The organism is Kribbella shirazensis, assembly GCF_011761605.1.
GTDB lineage: Bacteria > Actinomycetota > Actinomycetes > Propionibacteriales > Kribbellaceae > Kribbella > Kribbella shirazensis.
The window spans coordinates 8,553,074-8,579,007 of the sequence record NZ_JAASRO010000001.1 but is presented as its reverse complement, the minus strand read 5'-3'; the positions used below and the strand labels follow the sequence as shown (position 1 = coordinate 8,579,007).

Sequence of the window (25,934 nt, the reverse complement as noted above, 5' to 3'; positions counted from 1 at the left end):
CCATGCGGGATCCTCGTCTGGGTACGTCGTACGACGTCGAACTGCCTGCCGGCACGGTGCGGTGTCACGAAGCCGGTGCGGGCCGGCCGATCGTCTTCGTCCACGGGTACTTGGTGAATGCGAACCTGTGGCGGAAACTCGTTCCGTTGTTGTCGGAACGGTTCCGTTGCATCACGCCGGACTGGCCGCTAGGTTCGCATCTCGTGCCGATGAACCGCGACGCCGACCTCTCGCCGCCCGGCATCGCCAGGTTGATCGCCGACCTTCTCGACGCGCTCGATCTGCGTGATGTGATCCTGTTCGGCAACGACTCTGGCGGCGCCTACAGCCAACTGACCGCGGTGACGTACCCGGAACGCGTTGGCCGGCTGGTGCTCGCCTCGTGCGAGACGCCGGATTGCACCTGGCCCCCGACGCCCGGTGGATTTCCGCTGCTCAAGTGGACGGCGGCGCATCCGGCGACGTACAGCGCGCTCTATCAGGTACTGCGCTTTCCGGCCACCTGGCGGTGGCGGAACACGTACGGCTGGCTGGCGAAGTACCCGATCGACGCGGCGACGATGCGCAGCTACATCGACCCGGTGCTGAGCGATCCGGCGATCCGGTACGACGGGCGGAAGGCGATCGGCGCGGTCGACGAGCGGTACAGCCGGGCCGCTGCCGCGACGCTCGCCGGAAAGTTCGAGAGTCCGGTCGATTTCCTCTGGGCAGCTGATGACCATGTCTTCCCGCTCGCGCACGCGTCGGCGTACGCCGAGCGTCTGGGGACCGAGGTTCGAGTCGTCCCGGACTCGTACACGTATGTCGCGGAAGACCAACCGGAGTTCGTTGCGAAGGAGGGGTTGGCGCGATGGCAGCGATAGGTTCGCCGGCCTGGGTCGCTCGGACGGGTGGTGCGTTGAGTCTGCGGGAACAGTTGTGGTTCGCGGCCCAGGCGATCGCTCGTGAGCTGAGGGGTAAGCGTCAGGGCGGTCAGGTCGCCGGCGCCGTCCTCGCGGCCGATCGAACGCCTCCCTCGACGTCCGTTGCCGACCATGTCACCGACTTCGCTCGGACCGTCTTGCCTGATCCCTTGCTGCAGCACAGCATTCGCTCGTGGCTCTGGGGCAGCATGCTCGCTGAACTCGACCGCATCGAGTACGACGACGAGCGCCTGTACGTCGCTGCGTTGTTGCACGACGTCGGTCTGGTCGATCGCTCCGATCCGAAGGCGGCCTGCTTCGCCGTCCACGGCTCGAACCTCGCGCGAGCGATCGTGATCGAGGCGGGCGGAGCCGATGCGTTCGCCACCGAGGTAGCCGACGCGGTCGCGGCGCATTTCAACGTCGATGTGCCGTTGTCCTGGGGTCCCGAGGCTCACCTGCTGCACGCGGGCACTCACCTGGACGTCGTCGGTCTGCGACTGCCGGAGATCGCGCGGAACACGGTTGCGGAGGTACACGCACAGGCGCCCCGGACCGGCTTCGCAGATCATTTCCTTGCCGCGATGCGTGAGGAGGCGCGGGTCCGGAGGTCGTCGCGGGCCGGGGTGTTGTGGCGCCTCGGGATGAAACGCTCGGTCCGCCAATTCCAGGAGAAGGTCGCATGAGATGGCCGATCGCACTCCTCGGCGGGATCTTCACCGGCCTCGGCATCTGGGCTGCCGTCGGCAGCGGATCGTTCTCGCGCACGCTTGCCGACTTCGGACCGCGGAACGACCATCTCGTGCACGACTTCGGTGCTGCCTCGATCGCGATCGGTGCCGGGCTGCTGTTCGCCGTACGGCGAACTTCCTGGCGTACGCCGGTACTCGTGGTCGCGACCGTTTGGAACGGACTGCATGCCGTCTCGCACCTTGTCGATCTCACCGAGGCACGGTCGCTCGCGCTCGGTGTCGGGGAAGCCGTGCTGTTGATCGCGGGGACGGTGCTGCTCGGCTGTCTGGCCGCCGCGAGCCGGGAGGACCGATGACAGACTGGCCGACGGTCCACGAAAACGTTGTCCGGCAGTTCCGGATCGCCTGGGAAAGTCCGGCTCCGCACGCGTGGGACGGTTTCCTGGACGATTCTGTGCGGTTCGTGCAGCCGATGCTGCGCGACGGGATCGGCCCGGCGCTGTGGTGGGAGGAGTTCGCGCGGACGCAGGCGCTGCTGCCTGATCTGCGCGTCGAGGTCCTGCGGTGGGCCGGGGTGAAGGAAAACGTGTTCATCCACATCCGGTTCTCGGCGACCGCGGGTGGACGGCCGTTGAGCTGGGAGGCCGTCGACCTGCTCAAGCTGTCGCCAGACGGCCGGCTCCTCTTCCGGGAGTCCTTCTTCGACTCGGTTCCACCGGCGACGGCGCTCCTCCTCCGCCCACGCGTCTGGCTCCGCTGGTGGCGCTCCGGCGTCGGCCCACTCACCACCCGCCGCCGCTTCCTACCACCCATCCACCCCACCAACTGAACCCCGCCAACCGTTGGCCCAACCTACGGACCCGAATGCTCGCGGCAGGGCTGAGTCGTACCATCGGTTGATGGAGGTCTTGCGAGTTGAGGAACTGGCGGCCAGTCACCTGCGGTTGGCGGGCGAGAGCGACAGCGGGCGCAGCGCGACCACGGTGTACGGCCGAGGTGGGGCGCGGCTGCGGCAGACGCTGATCGCGCTGGACGCGGGGCAGACGATGGGCGAGCACCAGAGCCCCGGGGATGCGTCGTTGATGTGCCTGCAGGGTGACGTCCTACTCCGAGCGGGCGACGTCGAGGTCGAACTCCGGACCGGTGACCTCGTCGCGGTGCCGCCGCAGCGTCACGACGTCCACGCCCGATCCGCGTCCGTCCTGCTGCTGTCGGTCGCCCTGCACTGACACAAGCCTGGCTGCGGGGCTCGACTGCCCGGCTATGACCGGCAATCACCGGCCGAGAGGTGTCCCCTTCGCGGACAGCGCGTTGACCGGCGGGTCTGAAACGTGTCAACGTGATCCCGCCACAAGGCTCCGCACACCGCTGCCGGAGCGGATTGAAACGTGAGGAGTGCTCGTGACGCGCATCGCCTTCCTGCACACCGGAGCTGTGGTCATTCCGGCCTTTGCGACGCTGGCCGCGGAGCATCTGCCGGGGGTCGAGGTACAGAACCTGCTCGACGACAAGATCGTCGCGGATCTGGGGCGCGGGGTCGCGTCCGAGCAGGTCGCGCAGCGGCTCGCTGATCTCGGGGATGCCGCGGTCGCGGCCGGCGCCGAGGCGTTGATGTTCACGTGCTCGTCGATCTCGCAGTACGCCGGGCCGTTGGCTGACCGTCTCGGTGTGCCGGTGTACCGCGTCGACGAGGCGATGGCGGACGAGGCGGTCCGGGCCGGTGATCGCATCAGTGTCATCGCAACGCTGCCGACCACGGTGCAGCCGACAGCTGCGCTACTTCGTGAGCGGGCCGAGCTCCAGGGACGCGACGTGCAGATCGACGAGGTCGTCGTACCGGGGGCGTTCGAGGCAGCTGTTGCGGGAGACCGGGCTCGGCATGACGCGCTGGTGGCGGAAGCCATCAAGGCGGCGTCCGGTGACGTCGTCGTGCTCGCACAGGCTTCGATGGCCTCGGCGGCGGAAGGGCTCGAGCTTGCCGCGCCGATTCTGACCAGCCCCGAGCGGGGCGTCCGCCGGCTGGCCGAGCGTCTGGTGCCGCTCCAGAGCTGAACCGCCTGGGCGTCGTCGGCGCTGAACCAGGTCAGGTGGTCCGGCGGGATCGCTTGACGCGGTCGACCAGCCGATCCAGTACGCCGTAGCCGGCGAGGCCCAGGACGGAGACGGCCGCCAGGAACAGGACGACCGCGACGGAGATGTTCTGCGGGCGTGCGATCAGCCCGGCGACCGCCAGGACGACTCCGATGACCGTGAACGAAATGACCAGGCGTCGGCTCATCGGCTCGTAGATCACGACCGGATGCTACCTGCATCTTCCGGCGGCACGGTCGGCTCTTGACGGATGCGGTTCGGCTCGGGCAGGGTTTGCAGCGCTGCAATACAGCGCTGTAAACCGCGAGCAGAGAGCAGGCCGATGCGTCCCGACATCGTCATCGTGATGACCGATCAGCAGCGGGTGGGACTGACTCGGCGGAGCGGGTTCCCGGTGGACACCATGCCGTTCGTCGACGGCCTGGCGGAACGCGGAACGGATTTCCGGAACGCATACACGGCCGCGCCGGCCTGCGTTCCGGCACGGACGAGCCTGCTGACCGGACGGTTTCCGAGCGCCCACCAGGTCCGGCAGAACAGCAACGCGCGGTACGCCCGCTACGAGCAGGACCTGCTCGACGTACTGCGGACCGCGGACTACCAGCTGCACTTCGCGGGCAAGCCGCACATGCACCGCGGCGCGCAGGACTTCGACACCTTCGCCGGACCGTACTTCCACACCCAAGGACCGGAGCGGAACGCGGAGGAAATCGCTTTCGACAACTGGCTGGAACGCCTCGACCACGGCGTTTCCGACAAGCCGACGCCCCACCCCCTGGAGACGCAGCTTCCCTACCGGATCACCTCCGACGCGCTCCAGGCGGTCGACGACGCGGACCCTGACCGGCCGGGCCTGTTCTGGGTCTCCTACCCCGAGCCCCACAACCCGTACCAGGTCCCGCAGCCGTACTTCGACCTGGTCGACCCCGAGGACGTCCCCGACCGCACAACCGGGCCGGAGGCAACAGAAGTCAAGGGCGGCAGCTACGCCTGGCTGCGTCGCCTCCAGGAGGAGAAGCGCCCCGGGTACGACGACAACTGGCGTCGCTACACCGCCAACTACCTCGGCATGCTGCGCCTGCTCGACGACCAGATCCGCCGCCTCCACGAAGGCTTGGCGCAACGCCGGCGCCCGCGCCTGACGATCGTGCTGGCCGACCACGGCGACTACGTCGGCGAGTACGGCCTGCAGCGCAAGGGCGCCGGCCTGTCCGAGTTCCTGATGCGGATCCCGCTGATCGTGGCCGGCGACGGCATCAGCGTCCAGGAGCGCGACGAGCCGGTCTCGATCGTCGACGTCCTCCCGACCGTCTGCGAAGCCGTCGGCCGACCCATTCCGGACGGCGTCCAGGGCCGCAGCCTGCTGCCGCTTGCCCATGGCAACGAAGCGCCCGAGGCGGAGTTCGGCAGCATCGTCGCCGAGCAGGGCTTCGGCGGGCGCGCGTACGACGTGACCGCGCGGCCACCGCTGCACTTCGGGTACGACGGCCCGACGTTCGACGAACTCAACACCGTCACCCAGTCCGGCGCCGCCCGGATGCTCCGCAGCGGCCGCTGGAAGCTCATCGTCCACGCGGACCTGGCCGGCGAACTCTACGACCTCGAGAACGATCCGGCCGAGCTCGACAACCTCTTCGACGACGACCGGCACCTGGCCGTGCGGGCCCGCCTGCTGCACGAGCTCACCCGCTGGCAGGCACGGCTGACCGACGACCTCCCCAACGGCAACTACGTTCCGCTCCGCCTGGCCCACAACTGGCGCTGGGCCCAGTGAGATCCTGGCAGCTATGAGGCCGCGCCTGACCGATGTCGCCGAGGCGGCCGGTGTGTCGATGAAGACGGTGTCGAACGTCGTCAACGGTGCCGAGCACGTCCGCGAGGAGACCCGGAAGCGGGTCCTGGCCGCGATCGACAAGCTCGGCTACCGGCCGAACATCGCGGCCCGCAACCTCGCCCAGGGCCGCAGCGGCGTGATCGCGCTGGCGGTGCCGCAACTCGACCGGCCGTACTTCGCCTCGCTCGCGGCCCGGGTGCTCGACGAGGCGGAGTCGTTCGGCTGGATCGTGCAGTTCCACCAGACCGGCGGCCGCCGGGAGGCCGAGCTCGCGCTGCTCACCGAACGGCACCCGGCCCGGCTGGACGGGATCGTGATGAGCCCGCTCGGCCTGACGCCGGAGGACGTCCAGGGGCGGGACCCGGCGCTGCCGCTGGTCCTGCTGGGCGAGAAGGCCGGCCCCGAGCATCACGCCGACCACGTCGGGATCGACAACCGCGACGCCGGCCGGGTGGCCACCGAGCACCTGCTGTCGCTCGGCCGGCGCAAGGTGATGGCACTGGCGCCCGGCCCGCGGATGGACGACCAGCGGATCAACGGGTACCGCGACGCTCTCGCCGCGGCGGGGCTGCCGGTCGACGAGGACATCGTGCTGCCGACCGGCGGCCTGCGCGGTCAGGACGCCGAGCGGACCCTCGGCGAGTGGCTGGATGCCGGCCACCAGGCCCCGGACGCGGTGTTCGCGGCGACCGACTGGCTCGCGATGGGAGCGATCCGCGCGCTGGTCCTGCGCGGTCTGCGGGTGCCGCAGGACGTGGCCGTGGTCGGCTTCGACGACATCCCGTACGACCTCGCCACGCTGCCGACGCTCACCACTGTCGCGCCCGACCGCGTCGCGATCGCCCGCCTGGCCCTGGAGGCCCTCCGCGACCAGCGCCCCGGCGGCGAACCGGTCCGCAAGCAGGCCCCCTTCCGCCTGCTGATCCGCGAGAGCACCGCCGGCAGGACCTAGGGCACGCGACCTCTCGACGTACTCCGCGCCGGCGCCGACACTGGCGGCATGGGTGGGGGAATGGTCGCCATGCTGTTCTCGGACATCGAGGGGTCGACGGTGCTGCTGCGCCGCCTGGGGGATCAGTACCTCGACGCGCTGGAAGGACACCGGCGGATCCTGCGCGCGGCCTGGACGGCGTACGGCGGAACGGAGATGGGGACCGAGGGCGACAGCTTCTTCGTCGTCTTCCCGACGGCCGGGGACGCGGTCCGCGCGGCGGTCGACGGACAGCGCGGTCTTGCGGAGCACCGCTGGCCCGGTGGTGAGCGGCTGCGGGTCCGGATGGGGATCCACACCGGTACGCCGGGCGTGTACGACGGCGACTACTGGGGCATGGACGTCCACCTGGCCGCGCGCATCGGGGCGGCCGCGCACGGCGGCCAGATCGTGGTCTCGGCCGTCACCGGCCAACTCACGCAACTGCCCGACGACGTCACACTCCGCGACCTCGGAACCCATCACCTGAAGGACATCCCGGAACCCGAGCGGCTGCTCCAGGTCACGATCGTCGGCCTGCAGAACGACTTCCCGCCTCCACGCACCCTCGGTACGTCGACCAGCCTCCCCGCGCCGGCGACCCCACTGCTCGGTCGCGCGCAGGACCTCGACCGCATCACCGGGCTGCTCGGCCGGACCGACGTACGACTGGTCACGCTGACCGGCCCGGGAGGGTCGGGCAAGACCCGGTTGGCGATCGGCGCCGCGGCGGAGCTGACCACCAGGTTCCCGGGCGGCGTGTACTTCGTCCCGCTCGCGTCCGTCACCTCGGAGCGGGTCCTGTGGACGACGATCGCCGAGGTCCTCGACATCCCGCCCCGCGAGCGCAGCCGCGTGGTCAACTACTTGGCCCAGCGCACGCTGCTGCTCGTGCTCGACAATCTCGAACAGCTGCCCGACGCCGGCAAAGTCGTTGCCGAGATCATCGAAGGCGCTGCACATGTGAAGCTCGTCGCCACATCACGCCGCGCACTCGGACTGGTCGGTGAGCACCAGCATCCGGTGGCACCGCTCCCGGTCACGGACGCGGCGGACTCGGCCGCTGTCCAGCTCTTCGTGGAGCGTGCTCAGGCCGTGCGCCCGACGTTCACGCTGACACCGGAGAACACTGCCGACGTCATCGCGCTCTGTCGCCGGCTCGACGGGCTCCCGTTGGCGATCGAACTGTGCGCGCCGCGGCTGCGCCTGTTCAGCGTCAAGGAGGTGCTCGCCCGCGTCGACCAGTCGCTCGACATCGCGTCCACGAGTACGGTGACGCCGCAACGTCAGCGGACGCTGCGGGACACGATCGCCTGGTCGTACGAGCTGCTCAGCCCCGAGCACCGCCGTACCTTCCGGAGGCTGGCAGTCTTCGCCGGCGGTGCCGATCTGGCCGCAGTCGAGAAAGTTGCCACCAGCATCGATCCGCTCGACGTCGTCGCCGAGCTGCGCGACGCCAACCTGATCACGCTGTCCGACGATGCGGACGGCACGCGCGTCCGGCTCCTGGAGACGATCCGGCAGTACGCCGCAGAACAGCTCGGAGCCACCGACGAGGACGCCGCTGTGCGCGACAGCCACGCCTCCTACTACGCAGGCCTCGCCGAGCAGTTGGAACGCCTCAAGAAGACCACCTCCGACTACCCGATCGAGCGCGCCGAGACGGAGCTCGACAACTTCCGTACGGCGCTCGCCTGGTCGACCGATCACGACGTACGGACCGGTCTGCGGTTGTGCGCATCGCTCGGCTGGGTGTGGGTCCTCGGCGGGTACCTCGCCGAGAGCCGCGGCTGGCACGAGCAGGTCGTCGCGGCCGCCGGTACGACGTCCTCGCCCGAGTTGGCCGCCTGCCTGCGCGGATTGAGCAATCTGCTGCACCTCCAGGGGGAGCCCGAGCGGGCATACGAGGTGGCGAACCGCAGCGTGGAGATGTCGCGGGAGCTCGGTGACGCGGCCGGTGTCGCGTTCGGGCTGGCCGTTCTCGGCTCGGTGCACCGTCAGCGCGGTGACCTCGCCGCGGCGCGGTCGACGCTCGTCGACGCCGTCGACCGGCACCGCGCGCTCGACGATCCCTGGCGGCTGGGCCGGGTCCTCAGCCACCTGGGCGGCATCGAAGAGGATCTCGGGAACTTCGACCGCGCGGAGGAGTTGTTGCGCGAGGCCCTGACCATCACCGAATCGCTCGGGGACGCGCACGAAATCGCTGTACAGGGCCAGAATCTCGCCTACCTGCTGACGCTGGCCGGCCGGCTCGACGAGGCCGCCGCGCTGGCCCAGGAACTGATCCCGACCGTGCTCGCGCTCGGCAGCCCGAGCCTGACCATGGCCTTCTCGAACACCGCGATGAACATCCTGCTCCGCCGCGGAGACCCGGTCGGCGCCGCCGAGCTGTTCGGTGCGGAGGAAGCCATGGGCGAACGCCTCGAGATCCCCAACCCGTACCTGCGGGAAGAACTCGCCGAGGCCCTCGCCCTGGTCGGCGACACGCTGTCCCGCGCGGCCTGGGACCGGCACCGCCAGGCAGGACGCGCCGCGCGGGTCGAGGACCTGCTCGGACAGCTGACACTCGCCGGTCAACCCCACAGTTGAACTCACTGAAGTTCTCCCCGGCTCATGTCTGCCGGTCAGTGCGCCGGGCCGAGGTCGCGCGCGACGTCCAGCGCGAGGAACTCCGGTGCCTTGATGACCTTGCGGAGCATGAAGCGGATGAAGGCCGGCATGGCGGTCGCGTTGTCGTCGCGGTAGACGCGGGGGTTGACGGCGACGTAGCGACGTCGCCGGCTCTCCAGCTCGCAGCCCTCCGCGGCGAGGACGTTGCGCACCCAGTCCGCGGTCGGCCCGTACGTCAGCGCGATCACGAAGCCGTCGTCGCGCCGAAAGGCCCACAGCGGCGTGCGAAAGGTCCGGCCGGACTTTCGGCCGCGGTGGACGACGACCGCCCATCCGGGCGCCCACGGGGCGACGAACTTGGTGACCCGGTTCAGCGCCACCCGGTTGGCTGGCGACCCATCGAGGAGCAGGCATCAGGCAAATTCCTCACGTGGAGAATTTTCTCAACCGTAGTGCCGGGGGTCCGCCACGGTCAACGCCGCCTCACCTGCCGGCTCGTGTCCGCTGTCGCCTTGCGTTGGAGGGGTGGTGAGGTTTACGGTCCCGGTTAACGTTTAAGTGAGTATTAGTGAGCACTTCTTCGAAACTTGGAGCAGCTATGATCAGTCGGCGGCGTTTCCTGCAGGTGTCCGGAGCGGCGATCGCGACCTCGACGCTGGCGGCCTGTGGTGACGGTGGGGCTTCCAACGGCGGTGCGAAGGCCTCGAGCGAGCTCAAGCTGCCGACGTACAAACCGTTCGAGGGAGTGCGCCCGGATCTCGCGGGCGCGGAGTCCGGCCTGGAGCCCGGGTTCCTGCGGTTCCCGCCGGACGCGGTAGCGAGCGTGAAGGCGCCGCCGCTGAAGAACCCGGTGACCGCGCTGACGGAGACGTTCGCGACGCCTCCGCCGCCGATGGGCAGCAACCCGATGTGGCAGTCGCTGAACAAGGCGCTCGGCGCCGAGCTCCGGCTGACGATCGGCACCGACCCCGGCTACCCGGAGAAGTTCGCGACGTTGCTCGCCAGTGACTCGCTGCCGGACCTGATGTGGCTGCCGCCGAACCAGGGCATCCCGAACGTCGGCCCGATGCTGGAGGCCAAGTTCCAGGACCTGACGCAGTACCTGTCCGGCGACGCCGTCCTGGAGTACCCGAACCTGGCCGCGCTGAAGCCGGCCTCCTGGCGGACCGCGGTAGTGAACGGCAAGATCTGGGGCGCGCCGATCCCGTCGACGCCGTTCGGCCAGGTGATGATGGGCAACCCGAAGACCTGGGCGAAGGTCGGCGGCCTGCAGTGCCGGACCGCGGACGAGTTCTTCGAGAAGTGCAAGCAGCTCAGCAACGGCACGAACTACGCGCTCGAGCCGGCGATCATCAACATGCTGCACATGTTCGGCGAGTGGTTCGGCGCCCCGAACGGCTGGCGGGTGAACCAGGACCGTTCGCTCACCCACCTCTACGAGACCGACAACTACAAGGCCGCCGTCGAGTACGCCGCCAAGCTCTGGGCCGCGAAGGTGTTCTACCCGGACCTCAACCTCGCCGACGCGACGCCGAAGACCGTGAACGGCCAGATCGCCGCGCAGGTCGTGGTCGGCCCGCGGGCGACCGACGGGTTCCGGGCGCTGGACCCGACGCTGTTCGTGGACACGCTGATCCCGTTCGGCCACGACGGCAAGGCGAAGCCGGTGTACGACATGGGGTACGGCACGGTCGGGTTCACGCCGTTCAAGAAGACCGACGAGGGGCGGATCCGGGAGCTGCTCGCGCTGATGGACTACCTGTCGGCGCCGTTCGGCACGAAGGAGTACCTGCAGAAGAACTTCGGCACCGAGGGCGAGCAGTACACCTTGGACGCGCAGAAGAACCCCGTGCTCACCAAGGCCGGTCAGCAGCAGGCGCCCGGTCTGGTCAGTGCGCTGCAGATCATGAACTCGCCGGAGAGCGTGATCTTCAACCCGGCGTACCCCGACGACACCAAGAAGATCTACGCGACCGAGCAGCAGCTGCTGAAGTTCGCGATGCGCAACCCGACCGCGGGGACGTACTCCGACACGAGCAGCAAGGTCGGTCCGAAGCTGACCGCGGCGTTCCGGGACACGATCGTCGACATCGTCACCGGCCGGCAGAAGCTGGACGCGTACGACGAGGCGCTGAAGCGCTGGAAGTCCGGCGGCGGTGACAAGATGCGCGACGAGTTCGCGGCCGTGCTGCCGTCGAGCGTTCCGGTCACCGGGTCCTGATCGATGCTGAAGGCGAACTCCACGAAGCGGCAGGTCAGCAGTGGCCTGCCGCTGAAGGCGAAATGGCGCCGGGACTGGCAGATGGTGCTGCTGATGATCCCCGGCGTGCTGTTCCTGCTGGCGTTCTTCTACCTGCCGGTGCTCGGCAACGTGGTCGCGTTCCAGGACTTCCAGCCGTACCTCGGCATCATGCACAGCGAGTGGAACGGCCTGCAGAACTTCGTCAACCTGTACGGCAACCCGGACTTCTGGGATGCGTTGCGGAACACGTTGCTGCTGGCGGGCGTCCAGCTGCTGCTGTTCTTCCCGGTGCCGATCGGACTGGCGCTGATCGTCGACTCGCTGGTCAGCAATCGGATCCGGCGCTGGTTCCAGACGATCGCGTACCTGCCGCACTTCCTGTCCTGGGTGCTGGTCGTGACGCTGTTCCAGCAGTCGCTCGGCGGGGCCGGGTTCGTCAACAACCTGCTGCGGCAGGCCGGACTGGACCCGATCCCGTTCATGACCAACCCGGACACCTTCCCGCTGCTCGTCGTCGCGCAGCTGATCTGGAAGGACGCGGGCTGGGCGATGATCATCTTCCTCGCCGCGCTCACGACCGTCGACGTCTCGCTGTACGAGGCGGCCGCGGCGGACGGCGCCGGGCGCTGGCGCAGGCTGTGGCACATCACGTTGCCGTCACTGCGGACCGTCATCGTGCTGCTGCTGATCCTGCGGATCGGCGACATCCTCAGCGTCGGGTTCGAGCAGTTCATCCTGCAGCGCGACTCGGTCGGTCCGGGTGCGGCCGAAGTACTCGACACCTTCACGTACTACGCGGGTGTGGTCGGCGGCGACTGGAGCAGCGGGGCCGCGGCCGGACTCGCCAAGGGCGTCGTCGGCGCGCTGCTGCTGTGGGGCGCCAACGCGCTCGCACACCGTTTGGGCGAACCGGGCATCTTCCAGAAACGAGGGGCTTCATGAGACCGGTCTGGAAGGAGAACCCTTCTCCCGGGTACCAGGCGATCAAAGCAGTTGTACTGGGCGGCTTCGCACTCGTCATCGTCATACCGATCCTGGTCGTCGTCTCGACGTCTCTGGCAAGCGATCGCGACATCATCGACGCAGGCGGGTACGTTCTGTGGCCGTCACACCCGACGTTGAAGGCGTACCAAACGCTCTTCTCCGGCGGCCTGATGGGCAGGGCGATCCTGGTCAGCGTGTTCGTCACAGTTGTGGGTACGGCGATCGCGCTCGCCGTCACGATCGCGCTGGCGTACGCGACGTCGCGGCCGGTGCTGTTCGGGCGGCCGGTGCTGTTGATGGTGCTGTTCACGTTGCTGTTCGCGCCCGGGATCATCCCGATGTTCCTGGTGGTGAAGCAGTTCGGGCTGCTCGACAGCCTGTGGTCGCTGATCCTCCCGGGGGCGCTCGGGGCGTTCAACTTCGTTGTCCTGCGCACCTTCTTCATGAACGTGCCGGGTGAGCTGCTGGAGAGCGCGCGGATCGACGGCGCGAGCGACTTCACCATCCTCCGGCAGATCATCATGCCGCTGTCGAAGGCGGTGATCGCGGTGGTCGGGCTGTTCTACGCGGTCGGGTTCTGGAACGCGTTCTTCAACGCGCTGCTGTACCTGAACGACACGTCGAAGTGGCCGGTCCAGGTGATCCTGCGGACCTACGTGCTGCAGGGCAAGTCGTTGTCGGCGGACCAACTCGGGGTGGAACCGCTACCGCAACCGCAGTCCCTGCAGATGGCCGTCGTCGTGGTCGCGCTGGTCCCGATCGCTCTGGTCTACCCGTTCCTGCAACGGCACTTCACCAAGGGTGTAATCACCGGTGCGGTCAAGGGCTGATCTGCAAGAATCAAGCCATGTCCTCACCTTTGACCGACCGGCCGACGCTCCGGATGGTGGCGAAGGAGGCAGGTGTCTCGGTCGCGACCGTGTCGTACGTGCTGTCCGGGCGGCACCGCAGCCACACCATCAAGGACTCGACCGCGGACCGGGTCCGCGAGGCCGCGTCGCGGCTCGGCTACCGGCGCAACGACGCGGCCCGGGCGATCCGGACCGGCAAGTCGGACCTGGTCCTGCTGTCGCTGAGCGTCCTGGCCGACCCGTGGTCGCAGGCGGTCGCGGCCACGGTCAGTACGGCGGTGACTCCGCTCGGCAAGACCGCCCTGATCGTCGCGGACGGCGACTGGCGGACCGTGCTGTCGAACCGGACGCCGGATGTGATCTTCATCGACAGCGTCTCGCCGGACGCGGAGCAGGTCGCCGAACTGGAGGCGTTCGCGGCGCAGGGCGTGCAGATCGTGGCGTTCAGCGAAACGCTCGAGCCGCGCGGCTTCGACGTGATCCGGTCCGGGGCCGAGCCGCGCTGTCACCTCGCGGTGGAACACCTGCTGGAGCACCACGACCGGGTCGGCGCGCTGACGTCGCGGACCAACGGGTTCGCCCGCTTCGACGCGTACCTCAACACCCTGCGGGCGGCGGGCAAGCCGGTCCGCGACGCCGACATCGAGATCTTCGAGCGGCACCCGGAGGGCGCCTACCGCGCCGCGATGGCGCTGCTCACCAAGCCGGACCGCCCGACGGCGATCTACTGTACGACGGACTTCGCCGCGATCGCCGCCGTGCGGGCGGCCCACCGGCTGCGCATCGACGTACCGCGGGAGCTCGCGATCGTCGGCGTCGGGAACACGCCCGAGGGCGAACACCTGGACCCGTCGCTGTCGACGGTCGGGCCGGTCGACTTCAACGACGCGCTGGCCCGGATCATCGTGAGCAGACTGACCGACCGAGAGGGTGCACCAGGTGAGGTGTTCGACTTCCCATGGCAGTTGATCGTCCGCGAATCGTCGAAGGTGGCTCAGTGAGGCAGTACTGATGCCGCGACTCCGTCGCGGCGGGTCATGGGGCTGGAACTCCCGGCCTTCCCTCGTCGCTCCGGTCGCTTCGCTCCCTCCGCTCCTCAGTCCAGGCCGGGAGGCCCCATGACCAAGGCCAACGTCGTACTGATCTGTGTCGACGAGTGGCGCGGTGACGCGATGTCGTGTGCCGGTCATCCGTACGTCGAGACACCGCATCTGGACGAGCTCGCGCGGAACGGGGTGCGGTTCAGCCGCGGGTACTCCGCGACGCCGTCGTGTGTGCCGGCGCGGGCGGCGTTGTTCACCGGGCAGTCGCAGGAGCGGCACGGGCGGGTCGGGTACACCGACGGCGTACCGTTCGACGCCGCGCATCCGGTGACGGTGCAGGGGGAGTTCCGCAAGGCGGGGTACCACACGCAGGCGATCGGGAAGATGCATGTGTGGCCGGAGCGGGCGCGGCTCGGGTTCGACGATGTGATTCTGCACGACGGGTTCCTGCATCACGCGCGGCGTTCGCATCGGCAGCAGTTCGGGTTCTTCGACGACTATGTGCCGTGGCTGCGCCGGCAGCCGGGGGTTTCGCCGGATGCGGAGTACTTCGATCACGGGGTGAACTGCAACTCAGTGGTCGCGCGGCCGTGGGACAAGGCGGAGGAGCTGCATCCGACGCACTGGATCGGCACGCAGACGATCGACTGGCTGTACCGGCGCGATCCCTCCCGGCCGTTCTTTCTCTACGTGTCGTTTCATCGGCCGCATCCGCCGTACGACCCGCCGGCATGGGCGTTCGACCAGTACAACGCGCTGCCGCCGTACGAACGCGAGCTCGGGGACTGGGAGGACGACTGGGACGAGTTCCGGCAGGACGGGGACTACCAGGCGTCGGTCGGGGACCTGCCGGACCGGGTCGTGCATCGCGCGCGGGCCGGGTACTACGGGCTGATGGCGCAGATCGACCTGCAGATCAACCGGATCAAGGAGGCACTGGTCGACTTCGGGGTGTACGAGGACACGATCATCGCGTTCACGTCGGACCACGGCGAGATGCTGGGCGACCACCGGATGTTCCGGAAGTCGGTGCCGTACGAGGGGTCGGCGCGGGTGCCGTTCATCGTGGCGGACCGTTCTTCGGCTGATGGTGCCGTCCGCGGCGGAGTCGTGGACCATGTGGTCGAGTTGCGGGACGTGATGCCGACGCTGCTGGAGCTGGCCGGGGTCCCGATCCCGTCGTCGGTCGACGGGCGGTCGCTGGCGCCGTACCTGCGGGGGACTTCGGACGGGCCGGTGCGCGAGTGGCTGCATGGGGAGCATCTGCACTTCGGGCAGTCGATCCAGTGGGTGACGGACGGGAAGACGAAGTACGTGTGGGGCTCCGAGCGGGGTGTGGAGCAGCTGTTCGATCTGGTCGAGGATCCCGGTGAGCTGCGGAATCTGGTCAAGGAGCGGCCCGACCTGCGTGATCTGTGGCGGGAGCGGCTGATCCAGGACCTGACCGGTCGCGAGGAAGGGTTCGTTGCTGACGGCAAGTTGATGACCGGGCGGCCGGTGACGGCGATCCTCGAGCACACGAGGGAACGCATTGCTCGCGCCGCCGGGTGACGGCTGGACGGCCGTCGAAATCGGCGAGTCCGACACGTCGGTCTTCCGTCGCGGAGACGTCTTTGCCAAGTGCTGCGGTCCCGCGGGCGTGGCGGAGTTGGCCGCCGAGCGCGACCGGATCGAGTGGCTCGCGAGCACGGGGTTGCCGGGGGCAACAGTCGTCGATTGGCTCGAGCTCCCCTCGGGTGGTGCGTGTCAGGTGACGTCGGCTGTGCCGGGTCTGCCAGGGGACGCGCTCGCGCCGGTGTCGCGGGAGCGGGCGATGCGGAGTCTGGGCGGGATCCTGCGTGAGTTGCACGCGCTCACCGACTGCCCGTTCGAGCGCCCGCTGGCGTCGGTGATCGCGACGGCGGAGGACGTCGTACGGCGGGATGCCGTGAACCCGGCGTTCCTCACCGACGAGTGGCGGAAGGTCGCACCGGCCGAGCTCCTCGCAGAAGTGGTTGCCGAGCGCCCCTATGTGGAGAGCGTCCTGGAACCGGTCGTCTGCCACGGCGACGCGTGCCTGCCGAACATCTTCTTCGACCCCGACACCCTCGAGGTCACCGGGCTGATCGACCTCGGCCGGCTCGGCGTCGCCGACCGGTACGTCGACCTCGCGCTCACCACGATCCAGCTCCACGACGAGTGGTCGGCCGATCCGGGCCCGTTCCTCGCGTCGTACGGCGTACCGAATCCGGACCCGCGCCGCCTGTACTTCTTCCGCCTCCTCGACCCGCTGACCTGGGGCTGACATGACGAGGGTCGAGATCGTCGCGCTGGTCGTGTCCCGTCAGCACGCGTTCGAGGGTCGGCCCGCTGACGGTCCGCGCCCCGATCCGGAGCCGGCCGCGCGCTCCGAGATCGAGGTCCGTGCGGGCCTGGGAATCGTCGGCGACCGGTACTACGCGCAAACGATCCACAAGAACGCCGCCGTGACACTGATCGATGCGGCCGCGCTCGACGAGGTCGTCCGCGTTCTCGGCCTGCCCGGACGGCTCGACCCGCACCTGGCCCGGCGCAACATCGCCCTGCGCGGCTTCCCGATCGACGAACTCGCCGCGCACCGGGACGCCCAAGGTCGTCGGATCGACGGGCGCCGCTTCACCCTCGACTCCGGCCAGGGCCCGGTCACCTTCCAGGCCCACCGCCCCGCCAACCCGTGCGCCTGGATGGACGAGGTCCTCGCCCCCGGCGCAATGAAGGCGTTGCGCGGCCACGGTGGGATCCGCGCGACGCCCCTCACCTCCGGCGTACTGCGACTCGGCCCGGCCGACCTGACCGTGCCGGACTGAGGCGCGTCGGCGGCTCGACAGGACGTGTCGACCCGGTGGGTAGTGCACCTGAGCGTGATCGGGCATGCGCGTACAACGTTTCGGTGGTGCACTACCTGTCGAGCTGCACCTCCGCCGGCCATCGGCGGGAGACCTGACCTTTTCGTGCGGCTTTCGGTCTCGCGGCTTACTGTCGAAGTGTGAGGCTGGTGGGTGCGTTCGTGGTGTTGGCGGCGCTGGTCGGGTGTAGTGACACGTCTCTGACCGGTGAGTCGGTATCCCCGCGCGTGCCCTCGACCACCCAACCGACCTCACCGACGACCTCACCGCCCACGTCGTCACAGGCACCTTCCCCGGCGCCGACGTCTCCCGCGACAACGCGGCCGCCGTCGACGCCGCCCAAACCCAAGCCGCCGGCGACCGGCCCGGCGAGCATGTCGATCCCGGCGATCGGGGTGCGCGGCCTGCGCGTCGTCGCCTACACCGGTACCGCGGACGATCGGCCCGGCACCCGGATCCAGGACCGCGGTGTGGCGGCCAGCCCGCGAGGCCGGGCGGGCGGCGTCGGGCCGGGGGAGATCGGGAACTTCATCATCACCGGGCACCGTGTCAGCCACGGCCGCCCGCTGGAACGCGTCCCCGAGCTCCGCACCGGCGACCACATCCTGATCACCGTCGGCCGGACGGTCTACGACTACCGGGTGACGCGGACGATGACGATCTCGTTCCGCAAGCCCGCCGAGAAGGCCCAGCAGAACGCCGCCGTACCCGGCCGTCCCGGCGTGACGCCGACCCGGGCGATGATCACCATCTCCACCTGCGCCACGCCCGAGGACCACGCGGCCGGCAACTACTGGCACGACGAACTCGGCAACCCCGAGCACCGGATCAACAAGATCGGCACCCTGGTCGCGACCCGCTGAGGCCGTGGCAGGGTGTGGGAACAGGCCCCGGAGCCGTCAGACGGGCAGTGAGTGGCCGTTGTGCCGCTGGCAGGTTGTTGTGCCGCTGGCGGGTTGCAGCAGGTCAGCGGTGAAACAACCCGCCAGCAGGAGGCTTCACACGGGCGCATCGGCGTTCTGGTCCACGCGGTCGTTGGCGGGCGGCGAGATCGGCGTGCTCAGACATCTACTTACGGCCGAACTTCCACCACTTCGGCTTGTTCATCTTGATCTCGTCCGCGGTCATCGGCGGCGGGACCGGCGGGCGGGACTCCTCGGTGAGGAAGTCGCCGGACTCGGTGTCGTACGGCGTCACGCCGAGGCGGCGGCTGATCTCCATCACGATCGGGATCGACCGCGGACCGTCGTTCAGGTAGAAGGTGATGTCGCGGACCTCGACACCCTTGCCGATGGTCATCTCGACGTCGTACTCCGGACCTCGCAGCGCCAGCCAGGACGGCTTGCTGGTGTCGACGTCCGGCACCACCTCCCGGACCGTGGCCACCACGTCGGTCACCAGACCGACTGACGGTGGCTCGTAGTCGACCGGTAGGTCGTCGAGACGACGTACGCCTCCTGGCCCGCGCATAGCGTAAACAGCCCAGCTCATGCCCCCAGCATGCCAGGCGGTCAGCGCTTGCGAGCGGCGAGGATCGCGAACGTGAGGAATTGACCGTTGTCGGCCTCGAGCATGTCGAGTGCGCCGTCGCGTTCACCGCGGTACTCCGAGACCGCTCGGGACCAGCGCAGCCAATCGGCCCACCCGTTCGGCTGGAGTCGTGCGGCGGTGACGTCGACCAGCTCGGTGATCTCCCACTGGAACCGCCACCAGTCCGCGGTGTGCCAGGCGATGGCCTCCCAGCCGACGAGCTTCTTGATGTGCTCCGGGATGTGACCGAGGTCGCGGATCTCCCGCGTCATCGCCGGCGTCGCGACCCCGAGCTGTCCGCCGGGTTTCAGGAAGCCGATCAGGTAGGCGAGGTAGTTGTCCGCGGTGCCGAAGTACTCGTAGGCGTCGACGCAGACGATCGCGTCGAAGAATCCGTGGGCGAACGGCAACGTGTGGGCCTCCGCCTTCAGCGTCACGACCCCGTCGACGCCCTGGGCGGCGATGTTCGCGGCCGCGGCCGTTGGATCGACCCATAGATCGGCCGCCCAGACCTGCACGCCGTACTCCTTGGCGAGGAAGGCGGCGGTCGCGCCCTTGCCCGATCCCAGGTCGAGCACGCGCTGACCAGGTCGCAGGTCGAGCTCGTGGGCGAGATCCTCCAGCAACCACAGCGGATTCGGGCCCATGTCGGCGGCCAGCAGCCAGTCGGCGTCGTACGCGTTGGCGCGCGGGTAGTCCTCGTGCTTCAGGTCGGCCACTGGCAGAGGGTAACCTCGCCTGCGATCCGGTAGTCGTCTGACCACGCTCTGTATGGATCGCGGAACGGTGTCAATAGCTGCAATGCGGTTCTCGGGATGGTGGTACAGGCCGTAACATCAGCCGTCGGCCGGTGCTGGGGGTACCGGCTGCTCTGTGTGTATTGGGTGGGGCCGGCGGCAGACCGGCTACTGGGGAAAGAGGCGGGGAAGTCATGGCGGACAAGCCGGTACCCAAGCCTGGTCACTTCCTGCCTGGCGGCGAGGGGGAGCAGGGACCGACAGACGCGCGCAAGCAGGGCGGTTCGGCACCGTTGGCGGCGCCCACGCCGCGCCTCAGCGGCGACGCTCCGCCGGCTCCGCCGCAGCTGTCCGGGAGCCGGATCGACTCCCGCCGTACGACGCTGTCCGGCAGCCGGCTCGGACCGCCGGCCGCCGACGACCGCGCCGCCGCGGCGTACCGCGAGGTGTTCCACCCGGAGCCGCTGCCGTTCGTGCCGAGGAAGCGGTCGAAGGGTCTGATCGCGCTGATGGTCGTCGCGGCGCTGCTGTTCGTCGCCGGCGGCGTGACGTTCGCGGTCAAGACGCTCTCGTCGTACGACGACCTCGTCGCGAACCCACTGGGTACGCCGTCGGTGAAGCCGAGCGGCGCGCCCGCGACCACCGAGCCGATCACCAAGGGCACCCCGGACGCCGACGTGGTCGGCAAGAACCCGATCTACAGCGTCGGCAGGATGCCGGTGGTGAAGTGCCAGGAGCCCGTGTTCCGGCCGACGTCCAAGGAGAACGTGCGCTCGTACTACCAGGCGCTGACCGCCTGTATGGACAAGGCCTGGGAACCGATCGTCACCAAGGCCGGGTTCGAGTTCCGGTCGCCGCGGCTGATCGTCTTCGACGACGGCGAGGAGACCGCGTGCGGCGTCCAGAACGAGCTCGCGGCGTACTGCCAGGACGACCAGGGCGGCAGCGTGACGATGCCGTGGCAGAAGGTCGTCGAGGACTACCCGAAGCACAAGGCCGAGACCCGCGCGGAGATGGCGCAGTCGTTCGGTTTCGTGTACGGCGTCCATGTGCAGAACCTGACCGGTATGGCCGAGGCCACGGACAACCTCGCCGACACCGCGGCGAACAAGGCGGCCGAGCTCGAGCAGGACCGGCGCGCGGCGCTCCAGGCGTACTGTTTCGGCGCGGTGTTCTACGGCGCGGCCAAGGCGAGCTTCCCGCTCCGCGGTGAGCTGCTCCGGCAGTGGAACAGCCTGATCCAGCGGCGCGGCGACGAGAACACGAAGGACAAGGTCCGGGACCACGGCTCGAGCAAGAGCCTCGCGGCCTGGATGAACCAGGGCTTCACGACAACCAACCCCGGCGCCTGCAACACTTTCGTCGCAGCGCCCGCCAAGGTCAGCTGAGCGACAGATGGGAACGACCGATGCCTGACTCCGAGGAGGGTACGCCGGAGCCCGGATACTTCTTGCCCGGTGCGACCGGCGAAACGGCGCCCGGTACGCAGCCGCTGGCCCTGAAGACCGCCCCCGGCGCCCTGGGGAAGGCGCGCTCGACGGACTTCGACCAGTCGTCGGTCCGCCGCAAGGCGCGCCCGCTCCCGACCGAGCCCGGCACCACGAGCGAGTACAGCGGTCCGCCGACCGCGCCGCTCACCGGGGCTCCGGTCGCACCGCTGACCGGCACGCGCCGCGCCGGCGGCCCCCGCCCGACGGGCTGGCAGACGAACCCGTCCCGCGCCGGCGCCCAGTTCACCGCGGAGCCGCCACCGGTCCGCCCGCCGCGCAGCTACTCACGCCCCGTCATCGCGGGCCTGTCGGTCCTGGTCGTGCTGATGCTCACCGGCGCGACGATCGCCGGCGTCCGCCTGATGAACTCGTACGGCAGCCAGGTCGACAACCCTCTGTCCCAGCCGGCCGTCAAGAAGTCCCAGGCCCCCATCCCGATCCCGCCGGACCCGACGGTCACCGTCACCGTCCAGCCGATCCCGGACCTGGTCCGCCTGCAGAAGAACACGATCTACGCCGTCGGAAGGGTCGCGTCGGTCAGCTGCAAGGAGCCGGCGATCAAGCCGAACTCGCAGTCGGCGATCCTGCGGTACTACAGGGCGCTCCTGCCCTGCCTGGACAAGGCGTGGGAGCCGCTGGTGACCAAGGCCGGCTACGAATTCCGGCAGCCGAAGCTGAAGCTGCAGACCAGTCAGGCCACCCCCGACCAGAGCTGCACCGGCGAGATGGACGTCGCGTACTACTGCGGCGCCGACGAGAGCATCAACATCAGCTGGAAGAGCGATCTCGAGTTCTACCAGAACCAGCCGCTCGCCGCGCGGGTGTGGATGCTCGACACGATGGCGCACGAGTACGGCCACCACGTCCAGAAGATGACCGAGATGCTCACCGCGGCGCACTCGCGGGAGGGCTGGACGAAGTCGAAGGCGATGAAACTCGAATGGTCCCGGCGCCTGGAACTGCAGGCGACCTGCTTCGCCGCGGCGTTCCTCGGGGCCAACAAGAAGTCGCTCGGCCTGTCCGGCCAGAAGCTCGAGGTCTGGCAGTGGGAGGCCCAGCACTCCGGCGACGAGTACAGCACCGACAAGATCCGCGACCACGGCTCCCGCAAGAGCAGCTGGGCCTGGTCCGAACCCGCCTTCAACTCCGCAAACCCCAAGTCCTGCAACACCTTCACCGCCCCCTCCGCCAAGGTGAGCTGACCTGTGCGCGCGGCGGCTCTCGCAGGTGCCGCCGGCCTGGTGCTGGCGGTCGCCGGCGCGTGTGCGCCGCCGAACGAGACAACCTCCAGCCCTTCGACTCCGACGACGGTGACGTCGAGCTCGACGTACCGCTCGCCCGAGGACATCTACCTGCTCAACAACGCGCTCTATTCGGCAGGACAGGTGCAGGCCGTGGCGTGCAAGCTCCCGGACATCGCGCTGCAGACGCAGAGGGGGCTGCAGCAGTACTCCGTCGCGTACCTGGACTGTCTCCAGCGGGCCTGGAAGCCACTGGTCGACCGGACGGACTCTTTGTTGACTCCGCCGGGGCTGCACACCGTCAACCAAGGTGCACGGACGGGCTGCGGCGTGGTCAGCGATGACGACGAGGCGTTCTACTGCGGCGAGAACACAGGGATCTATCTCGACTGGGATGTGCACGTCGAGGAGGAGCCCGGCGATCGGATGGAAGCGGGAACGTACCTCCAGTACGTGATCGCCCACGAGTTCGGGCACCATCTGCAGCACATGGTGGGCATCTCGACGCAGTTCGACCTCCGGCTGGAGGAGGGCACCGAGGCGGCCCAGCTCGAGCAGACCCGCCGCCACGAACTCCAGGCCTCCTGCTTCGCGGCCGCCTTCCTCGGGGCGAACCAGCGGACGCTCGACCTGCACGGCATCAAGCTCGAGGTCTACCAGTGGGCGGCGTACACCGGCGACGACGACCCGCCGGCCGGCACACGGGACCACGGAAGCCGGAAGAGCAACACGGCGTGGACGAACGCCGGCTTCAAGGCCAAGTCGCCGGCCGCCTGCAACACGTGGGTCGTGTCCTCGGGCCGCGTCAGCTGAGCTTGAGTTTGAAGCCCTCGTGGGTGTTTTCGAAGCCGAGGTTGGTGTAGAAGCGGTGGGCGTCGGTGCGGGTCTTGTCCGAGGTGAGTTGGACGAGGGTGCAGCCGCGGGTGCGGGACTCCTCGACGGCCCACTGGATGAGCGTGGTGCCGAGGCCGGAGCCGCGGGCGGGGGCCGCTACCCGGACCGCCTCGATCAGGCCGCGGCTGGATCCGCGGCGGGACAGACCGGGGATGATCGTCAGCTGCAGCGTGCCGATGACCTGCTGGTTGCGCTCAGCAACCACCAGGAGCTGGTTGGGGTCCGCATCGATCTGCTCGAAGGCCTTCAGGTACGGCGTCAGGTCGTCGACGGACTCGCGGGTGGAGCCGAGCTGGTCGTCGGCGATCATCGCGACGATCGCGGCGACGTCGTCACGGGCGGCCCGGCGGATCACGAGATCGTTCATGCGCACAGGATCGCAAACGCCTGAAACGGTTCAGTCGGCGGGGTAAGGAGCGAAGTACGGCGATGGTGATTGCCTTACGCAAACACTTTTCGTTGTCCGCCTCGCCGGGCGTCGTTGTTTGCCTTCGGCATCCAGGGGTAACAGTCATACTGGACACCACTGCATCCGCCCGTGCCGGGGTTGGGGCAGTCATGCGCCGACAGCGGATGCGGGCCAGTCCGGAAGGAACGTTCGATGTCAGCGTTAGCGATCGATTTCACCCAGCCGTTCGAAGATGCCTTCGGCAAGCTGGTGGGGTTCATCCCGAACTTGCTCGGTGGCCTGGTCATCCTGGTCATCGGCTACTTCGTCGCCAAGGTCCTCGGGAAACTCGTCGGTAAGCTCCTTGCCAAGGTGGGCTTCGACAACTGGATGGAGCGAGCCGGCGTCTCCGGCATCCTGCAACGGTCGGGCACGGGGCTGACCGCTTCCGCGACGCTCGGCAAGGTCGTGTTCTGGTTCGTGTTCCTGATCAGCTTCACGATGTTCGCCTCGGCGCTCGGCGTGCCGGAGATCTCGAACTTCATGAGCGACATGCTCGCCTACATCCCGCGGATCTTCGCAGCCATCGTGATCGTCTGTCTGGCCGCCCTGTTCGCGAACTTCCTGGCCGCGATCATCCGGGGCGCCACCGGCAACGAGACCCTGGCCAAGGTCGCCCGGTACGCCGTGCTCGTGTACGCCGCCTTCGCCGCGCTGACCCAGCTCGGTGTCGCGGTCCAGCTCACCGGTAACACCCTGCTGATCGTCCTCGCGGGCGCCGCGCTTGCTCTCGGTCTCGCTTTCGGTCTCGGGGGCCGCGAGATGGCCGGCCGTGCACTGAGCAACCTGTTCGACAAGGACAACATCAAGAAGCCGGCCGCCGACCCGAACGCGACGGACGGCACGACAGCGCAGTACCCGACGCAGGGTGGCTACCAGGGCAACAACTACGAGGGCGGCTACCAGCAGCCCACCCAGCCCGAACAGCACCCCGCCTCCCACAGCGCCGGCTGGTCCAACGGCACCCCCCAGAACGGCAACTGGCAGTCGGGCCAGTAGTTGTAGTTCAACGGGTCTCAGGTCAGAAGGGCGAGCGCCCTCGAGACCGGTTCTCTTCAGGCGGGCGGCAATCCAACCGGGTTGCCGCCCGCCGGTATCTGGTGGGTGGGCGTCCGAAAGTCTGGGTTGGCTACCGTGATCCCGCTGGCCAACCCTGCACCTCGGACGCCCACCCACCAAAGGCGGAACCCGTCGTACACCAGGACCTGTCAGTTCTTGTCCGGGCCTGCGCGGCGGACGTCTTCTACCTTCGTCATGGCGGCGCGGAGGTCGGCGAGCCAGGTTTCGCTGTGCTGGGAGACGAGCTTGACGCACCAGGCGAGGGCGTCGCTGCGGGAGCGGGCCACGCCGGCGTCGACGAGGGTGTCGAGGACCTGGCGTTCGGGCTGGCGCAGCCGGGTCATCACCGGCGCGGACAGTGAGGTGAACACGGTCCTGGTCTCGCCGCACCACACGCCCCACGCGACCTTGCGCCGGGCGGCGTGCTCCAGTTCGCGGGCGATCTCGATCCGGCGGTCCCGGGTGTCCTCGCGGAACTGCTTGATCCGCCCGCTCTCGGCGGCGGAGCGCTCGGCCGTGCTGACGTCCTTGTCCTGCTCCGGTGCGGGAATCCGGCCGACGATCAGGATCTCGTCCCGGTCGATCGACAGTTCGAGCTCACCCTCGAACCAGTCGCCGGGCAGTCGCCCGGTCAGCCAACCCCGCACCTTCTCCTGCTCGGTCTGTGTACTCATGTAATCATGATTACACCCAAGCACGCCGGGCTCAAGCGGTCAGCGGTACCGCACCATGTACGCCGCGTGCGCGTCACCCTGCGACAGACCGGCGTTCGACACGCCGATTCCGAGCGTGTGCCCGGTGACGGTGTTCCGGTAGGTCACGTACGTCGTACCGGCCGCGCCCTCCGTGGCGATACGGGTCCAGTGCGGCCCGCCCTTGGCGGCGATGCTCTGCAGCTGCTGCACGGCCCGCGGAGTCGCGTAGTACGCCGTCCACTTGGCGTCACCGCGTCCCCAGGCCCGGATCAGGTTGTCCGACCACTGGACCGCGTTCCACGCCTTCGGTTCGCCGCGGAACCTGGCGGTGTACGCCGCATGCCAGCCGTCCGCCGGCCGCAGGCCGACGTTCTGGACGCCGATCGTGAGGTCCCCGCCGCGCGCGTCGTCGTGGTACGTCACGTAGATGGTGCCTGCGGCGCCCTCGGCGGAGACGCGGCGCCAGTGGATGCCGCCCCGCGACGCCTGCCCGAAGAGCGTGCGCGACGTGGCGGTGGAGGCGTAACAGTTGGTCGCCGCGACGTCGCCGCGGCCCCACGCGCGGACGAGCCGGTCGGCGTACGTCGCCGCGGAAACGTTCTTCGCGGACGCCAGCCGGCTGCAGCTCGTCGTACTGGCCGTCGTTGCGGCGGTCGTCGTTGCGGTGGCCGGCGCGGCGGCTCCGGTGAGAACGAGTGATGCGCTCACCGCGAGCGCGGTGGTCACACCAAGACCCATGATCCTTCGAATCATCATC

Annotated in this window: 28 protein-coding genes; 21 read left to right on the top strand and 7 right to left on the bottom strand. The window is 68.9% G+C overall.

Annotated features, from left to right (window positions below; genetic code table 11):
* The first annotated feature begins 2 nt into the window (after positions 1-2).
* The 6 genes from BJY22_RS40825 to BJY22_RS40800 all read left to right on the top strand — a co-directional run bounded on the left by BJY22_RS40825 (position 3) and on the right by BJY22_RS40800 (position 3,646).
* The gene (locus BJY22_RS40825) at positions 3-863 is read left to right on the top strand and encodes an alpha/beta fold hydrolase (protein WP_167217666.1); all 861 of its coding nucleotides are present in this window, start codon (positions 3-5) and stop codon (positions 861-863) included.
* Positions 851-1,588: an HD domain-containing protein gene (locus BJY22_RS40820; protein WP_167217665.1), complete on the top strand. Its 738-nt coding sequence runs from the start codon at positions 851-853 to the stop codon at positions 1,586-1,588. The genes BJY22_RS40825 and BJY22_RS40820 overlap by 13 nt, the downstream gene beginning before the upstream one ends.
* The gene (locus BJY22_RS40815) at positions 1,585-1,950 is read left to right on the top strand and encodes a hypothetical protein (RefSeq protein WP_167217664.1); all 366 of its coding nucleotides are present in this window, start codon (positions 1,585-1,587) and stop codon (positions 1,948-1,950) included. Before BJY22_RS40820 ends, BJY22_RS40815 begins: the two co-directional genes overlap by 4 nt.
* Complete coding sequence (locus BJY22_RS40810; RefSeq protein ID WP_167217663.1) at positions 1,947-2,423, top strand: nuclear transport factor 2 family protein; 477 nt, start codon at positions 1,947-1,949, stop codon at positions 2,421-2,423. Before BJY22_RS40815 ends, BJY22_RS40810 begins: the two co-directional genes overlap by 4 nt.
* Before the next feature lie 70 nt (positions 2,424-2,493).
* Positions 2,494-2,823 carry a cupin domain-containing protein gene (locus BJY22_RS40805; protein ID WP_167217662.1) on the top strand — a complete coding sequence of 110 codons (330 nt, stop codon included), beginning with the start codon at positions 2,494-2,496 and terminating at the stop codon, positions 2,821-2,823.
* A gap of 172 nt (positions 2,824-2,995) precedes the next feature.
* Positions 2,996-3,646: an aspartate/glutamate racemase family protein gene (locus BJY22_RS40800; protein WP_202891490.1), complete on the top strand. Its 651-nt coding sequence runs from the start codon at positions 2,996-2,998 to the stop codon at positions 3,644-3,646.
* A gap of 31 nt (positions 3,647-3,677) precedes the next feature.
* Here the strand turns inward: BJY22_RS40800 and BJY22_RS40795 are convergent, their stop codons facing one another.
* Entirely contained in the window at positions 3,678-3,887 is a 210-nt protein-coding gene (locus BJY22_RS40795) for a hypothetical protein (protein WP_167217659.1), read from the bottom strand.
* Between the two features lie 120 nt (positions 3,888-4,007).
* Between BJY22_RS40795 and BJY22_RS40790 the strand changes: the two genes are divergently transcribed.
* The 3 genes from BJY22_RS40790 to BJY22_RS40780 are packed head-to-tail and all read left to right on the top strand — an operon-like array spanning position 4,008 to position 9,078.
* Positions 4,008-5,459, top strand: a complete 1,452-nt coding sequence (locus BJY22_RS40790; protein WP_167217657.1) for a sulfatase-like hydrolase/transferase — start codon at positions 4,008-4,010, stop codon at positions 5,457-5,459.
* A 13-nt stretch (positions 5,460-5,472) separates the two neighbouring features.
* Complete coding sequence (locus BJY22_RS40785) at positions 5,473-6,471, top strand: LacI family DNA-binding transcriptional regulator (protein ID WP_167217655.1); 999 nt, start codon at positions 5,473-5,475, stop codon at positions 6,469-6,471.
* A 48-nt stretch (positions 6,472-6,519) separates the two neighbouring features.
* On the top strand, positions 6,520-9,078 hold the full coding sequence (locus BJY22_RS40780; RefSeq protein WP_167217653.1) for an ATP-binding protein: 2,559 nt from the start codon (positions 6,520-6,522) through the stop codon (positions 9,076-9,078).
* 35 nt (positions 9,079-9,113) lie between these two features.
* On the opposite strand, the gene BJY22_RS40775 is transcribed toward BJY22_RS40780, so the two are convergent.
* Complete coding sequence (locus BJY22_RS40775; RefSeq protein WP_202891489.1) at positions 9,114-9,479, bottom strand: nitroreductase family deazaflavin-dependent oxidoreductase; 366 nt, start codon at positions 9,477-9,479, stop codon at positions 9,114-9,116.
* A 218-nt stretch (positions 9,480-9,697) separates the two neighbouring features.
* Here BJY22_RS40775 and BJY22_RS40770 point away from each other — a divergent pair, with 218 nt between their 5' ends.
* The 8 genes from BJY22_RS40770 to BJY22_RS40735 all read left to right on the top strand — a co-directional run bounded on the left by BJY22_RS40770 (position 9,698) and on the right by BJY22_RS40735 (position 17,946).
* Positions 9,698-11,320, top strand: a complete 1,623-nt coding sequence (locus BJY22_RS40770) for a substrate-binding domain-containing protein (protein ID WP_167217650.1) — start codon at positions 9,698-9,700, stop codon at positions 11,318-11,320.
* A gap of 3 nt (positions 11,321-11,323) precedes the next feature.
* Positions 11,324-12,283 carry an ABC transporter permease gene (locus BJY22_RS40765; RefSeq protein WP_167217648.1) on the top strand — a complete coding sequence of 320 codons (960 nt, stop codon included), beginning with the start codon at positions 11,324-11,326 and terminating at the stop codon, positions 12,281-12,283.
* The gene (locus BJY22_RS40760) at positions 12,280-13,155 is read left to right on the top strand and encodes a carbohydrate ABC transporter permease (RefSeq protein WP_167217646.1); all 876 of its coding nucleotides are present in this window, start codon (positions 12,280-12,282) and stop codon (positions 13,153-13,155) included. Before BJY22_RS40765 ends, BJY22_RS40760 begins: the two co-directional genes overlap by 4 nt.
* 17 nt (positions 13,156-13,172) lie before the next feature.
* Positions 13,173-14,177: a LacI family DNA-binding transcriptional regulator gene (locus tag BJY22_RS40755; protein ID WP_167217644.1), complete on the top strand. Its 1,005-nt coding sequence runs from the start codon at positions 13,173-13,175 to the stop codon at positions 14,175-14,177.
* A gap of 117 nt (positions 14,178-14,294) precedes the next feature.
* A complete protein-coding gene (locus tag BJY22_RS40750; protein WP_167217642.1) occupies positions 14,295-15,770 on the top strand; it encodes an arylsulfatase in 1,476 nt (491 codons plus the stop codon).
* Positions 15,751-16,503, top strand: coding sequence for an aminoglycoside 3'-phosphotransferase (locus tag BJY22_RS40745; protein ID WP_167217641.1), 753 nt, complete (start codon positions 15,751-15,753; stop codon positions 16,501-16,503). Before BJY22_RS40750 ends, BJY22_RS40745 begins: the two co-directional genes overlap by 20 nt.
* 1 nt (position 16,504) lies before the next feature.
* Entirely contained in the window at positions 16,505-17,044 is a 540-nt protein-coding gene (locus BJY22_RS40740) for a molybdenum cofactor biosysynthesis protein (protein WP_167217639.1), read from the top strand.
* A gap of 179 nt (positions 17,045-17,223) precedes the next feature.
* Positions 17,224-17,946, top strand: coding sequence for a class E sortase (locus BJY22_RS40735; RefSeq protein ID WP_337759823.1), 723 nt, complete (start codon positions 17,224-17,226; stop codon positions 17,944-17,946).
* Positions 17,947-18,151: 205 nt separating this feature from the next.
* Here the strand turns inward: BJY22_RS40735 and BJY22_RS40730 are convergent, their stop codons facing one another.
* Together BJY22_RS40730 and BJY22_RS40725 are read right to left on the bottom strand one after the other, a co-directional pair.
* Positions 18,152-18,574, bottom strand: a complete 423-nt coding sequence (locus BJY22_RS40730; RefSeq protein WP_167217637.1) for a hypothetical protein — start codon at positions 18,572-18,574, stop codon at positions 18,152-18,154.
* 20 nt (positions 18,575-18,594) lie between these two features.
* Positions 18,595-19,332: an SAM-dependent methyltransferase gene (locus BJY22_RS40725; protein ID WP_337759822.1), complete on the bottom strand. Its 738-nt coding sequence runs from the start codon at positions 19,330-19,332 to the stop codon at positions 18,595-18,597.
* Between the two features lie 212 nt (positions 19,333-19,544).
* Between BJY22_RS40725 and BJY22_RS40720 the strand changes: the two genes are divergently transcribed.
* The 3 genes from BJY22_RS40720 to BJY22_RS40710 are packed head-to-tail and all read left to right on the top strand — an operon-like array spanning position 19,545 to position 22,894.
* Positions 19,545-20,738: a neutral zinc metallopeptidase gene (locus BJY22_RS40720; protein WP_167217635.1), complete on the top strand. Its 1,194-nt coding sequence runs from the start codon at positions 19,545-19,547 to the stop codon at positions 20,736-20,738.
* 20 nt (positions 20,739-20,758) lie between these two features.
* A complete protein-coding gene (locus BJY22_RS40715; RefSeq protein ID WP_167217633.1) occupies positions 20,759-22,042 on the top strand; it encodes a neutral zinc metallopeptidase in 1,284 nt (427 codons plus the stop codon).
* A gap of 3 nt (positions 22,043-22,045) precedes the next feature.
* On the top strand, positions 22,046-22,894 hold the full coding sequence (locus tag BJY22_RS40710) for a neutral zinc metallopeptidase (protein ID WP_167217631.1): 849 nt from the start codon (positions 22,046-22,048) through the stop codon (positions 22,892-22,894).
* Here the strand turns inward: BJY22_RS40710 and BJY22_RS40705 are convergent.
* The gene (locus tag BJY22_RS40705; RefSeq protein WP_167217629.1) at positions 22,887-23,342 is read right to left on the bottom strand and encodes a GNAT family N-acetyltransferase; all 456 of its coding nucleotides are present in this window, start codon (positions 23,340-23,342) and stop codon (positions 22,887-22,889) included. The genes BJY22_RS40710 and BJY22_RS40705 overlap by 8 nt on opposite strands.
* Positions 23,343-23,576: 234 nt before the next feature.
* Between BJY22_RS40705 and BJY22_RS40700 the strand changes: the two genes are divergently transcribed.
* A complete protein-coding gene (locus BJY22_RS40700; RefSeq protein WP_167217627.1) occupies positions 23,577-24,422 on the top strand; it encodes a mechanosensitive ion channel family protein in 846 nt (281 codons plus the stop codon).
* A gap of 209 nt (positions 24,423-24,631) precedes the next feature.
* On the opposite strand, the gene BJY22_RS40695 is transcribed toward BJY22_RS40700, so the two are convergent.
* Both BJY22_RS40695 and BJY22_RS40690 read right to left on the bottom strand, forming a co-directional pair.
* The gene (locus tag BJY22_RS40695) at positions 24,632-25,156 is read right to left on the bottom strand and encodes a hypothetical protein (protein ID WP_167217625.1); all 525 of its coding nucleotides are present in this window, start codon (positions 25,154-25,156) and stop codon (positions 24,632-24,634) included.
* A 39-nt stretch (positions 25,157-25,195) separates the two neighbouring features.
* Positions 25,196-25,915: a hypothetical protein gene (locus BJY22_RS40690; RefSeq protein WP_238350597.1), complete on the bottom strand. Its 720-nt coding sequence runs from the start codon at positions 25,913-25,915 to the stop codon at positions 25,196-25,198.
* Between the last annotated feature and the right edge of the window lie 19 nt (positions 25,916-25,934).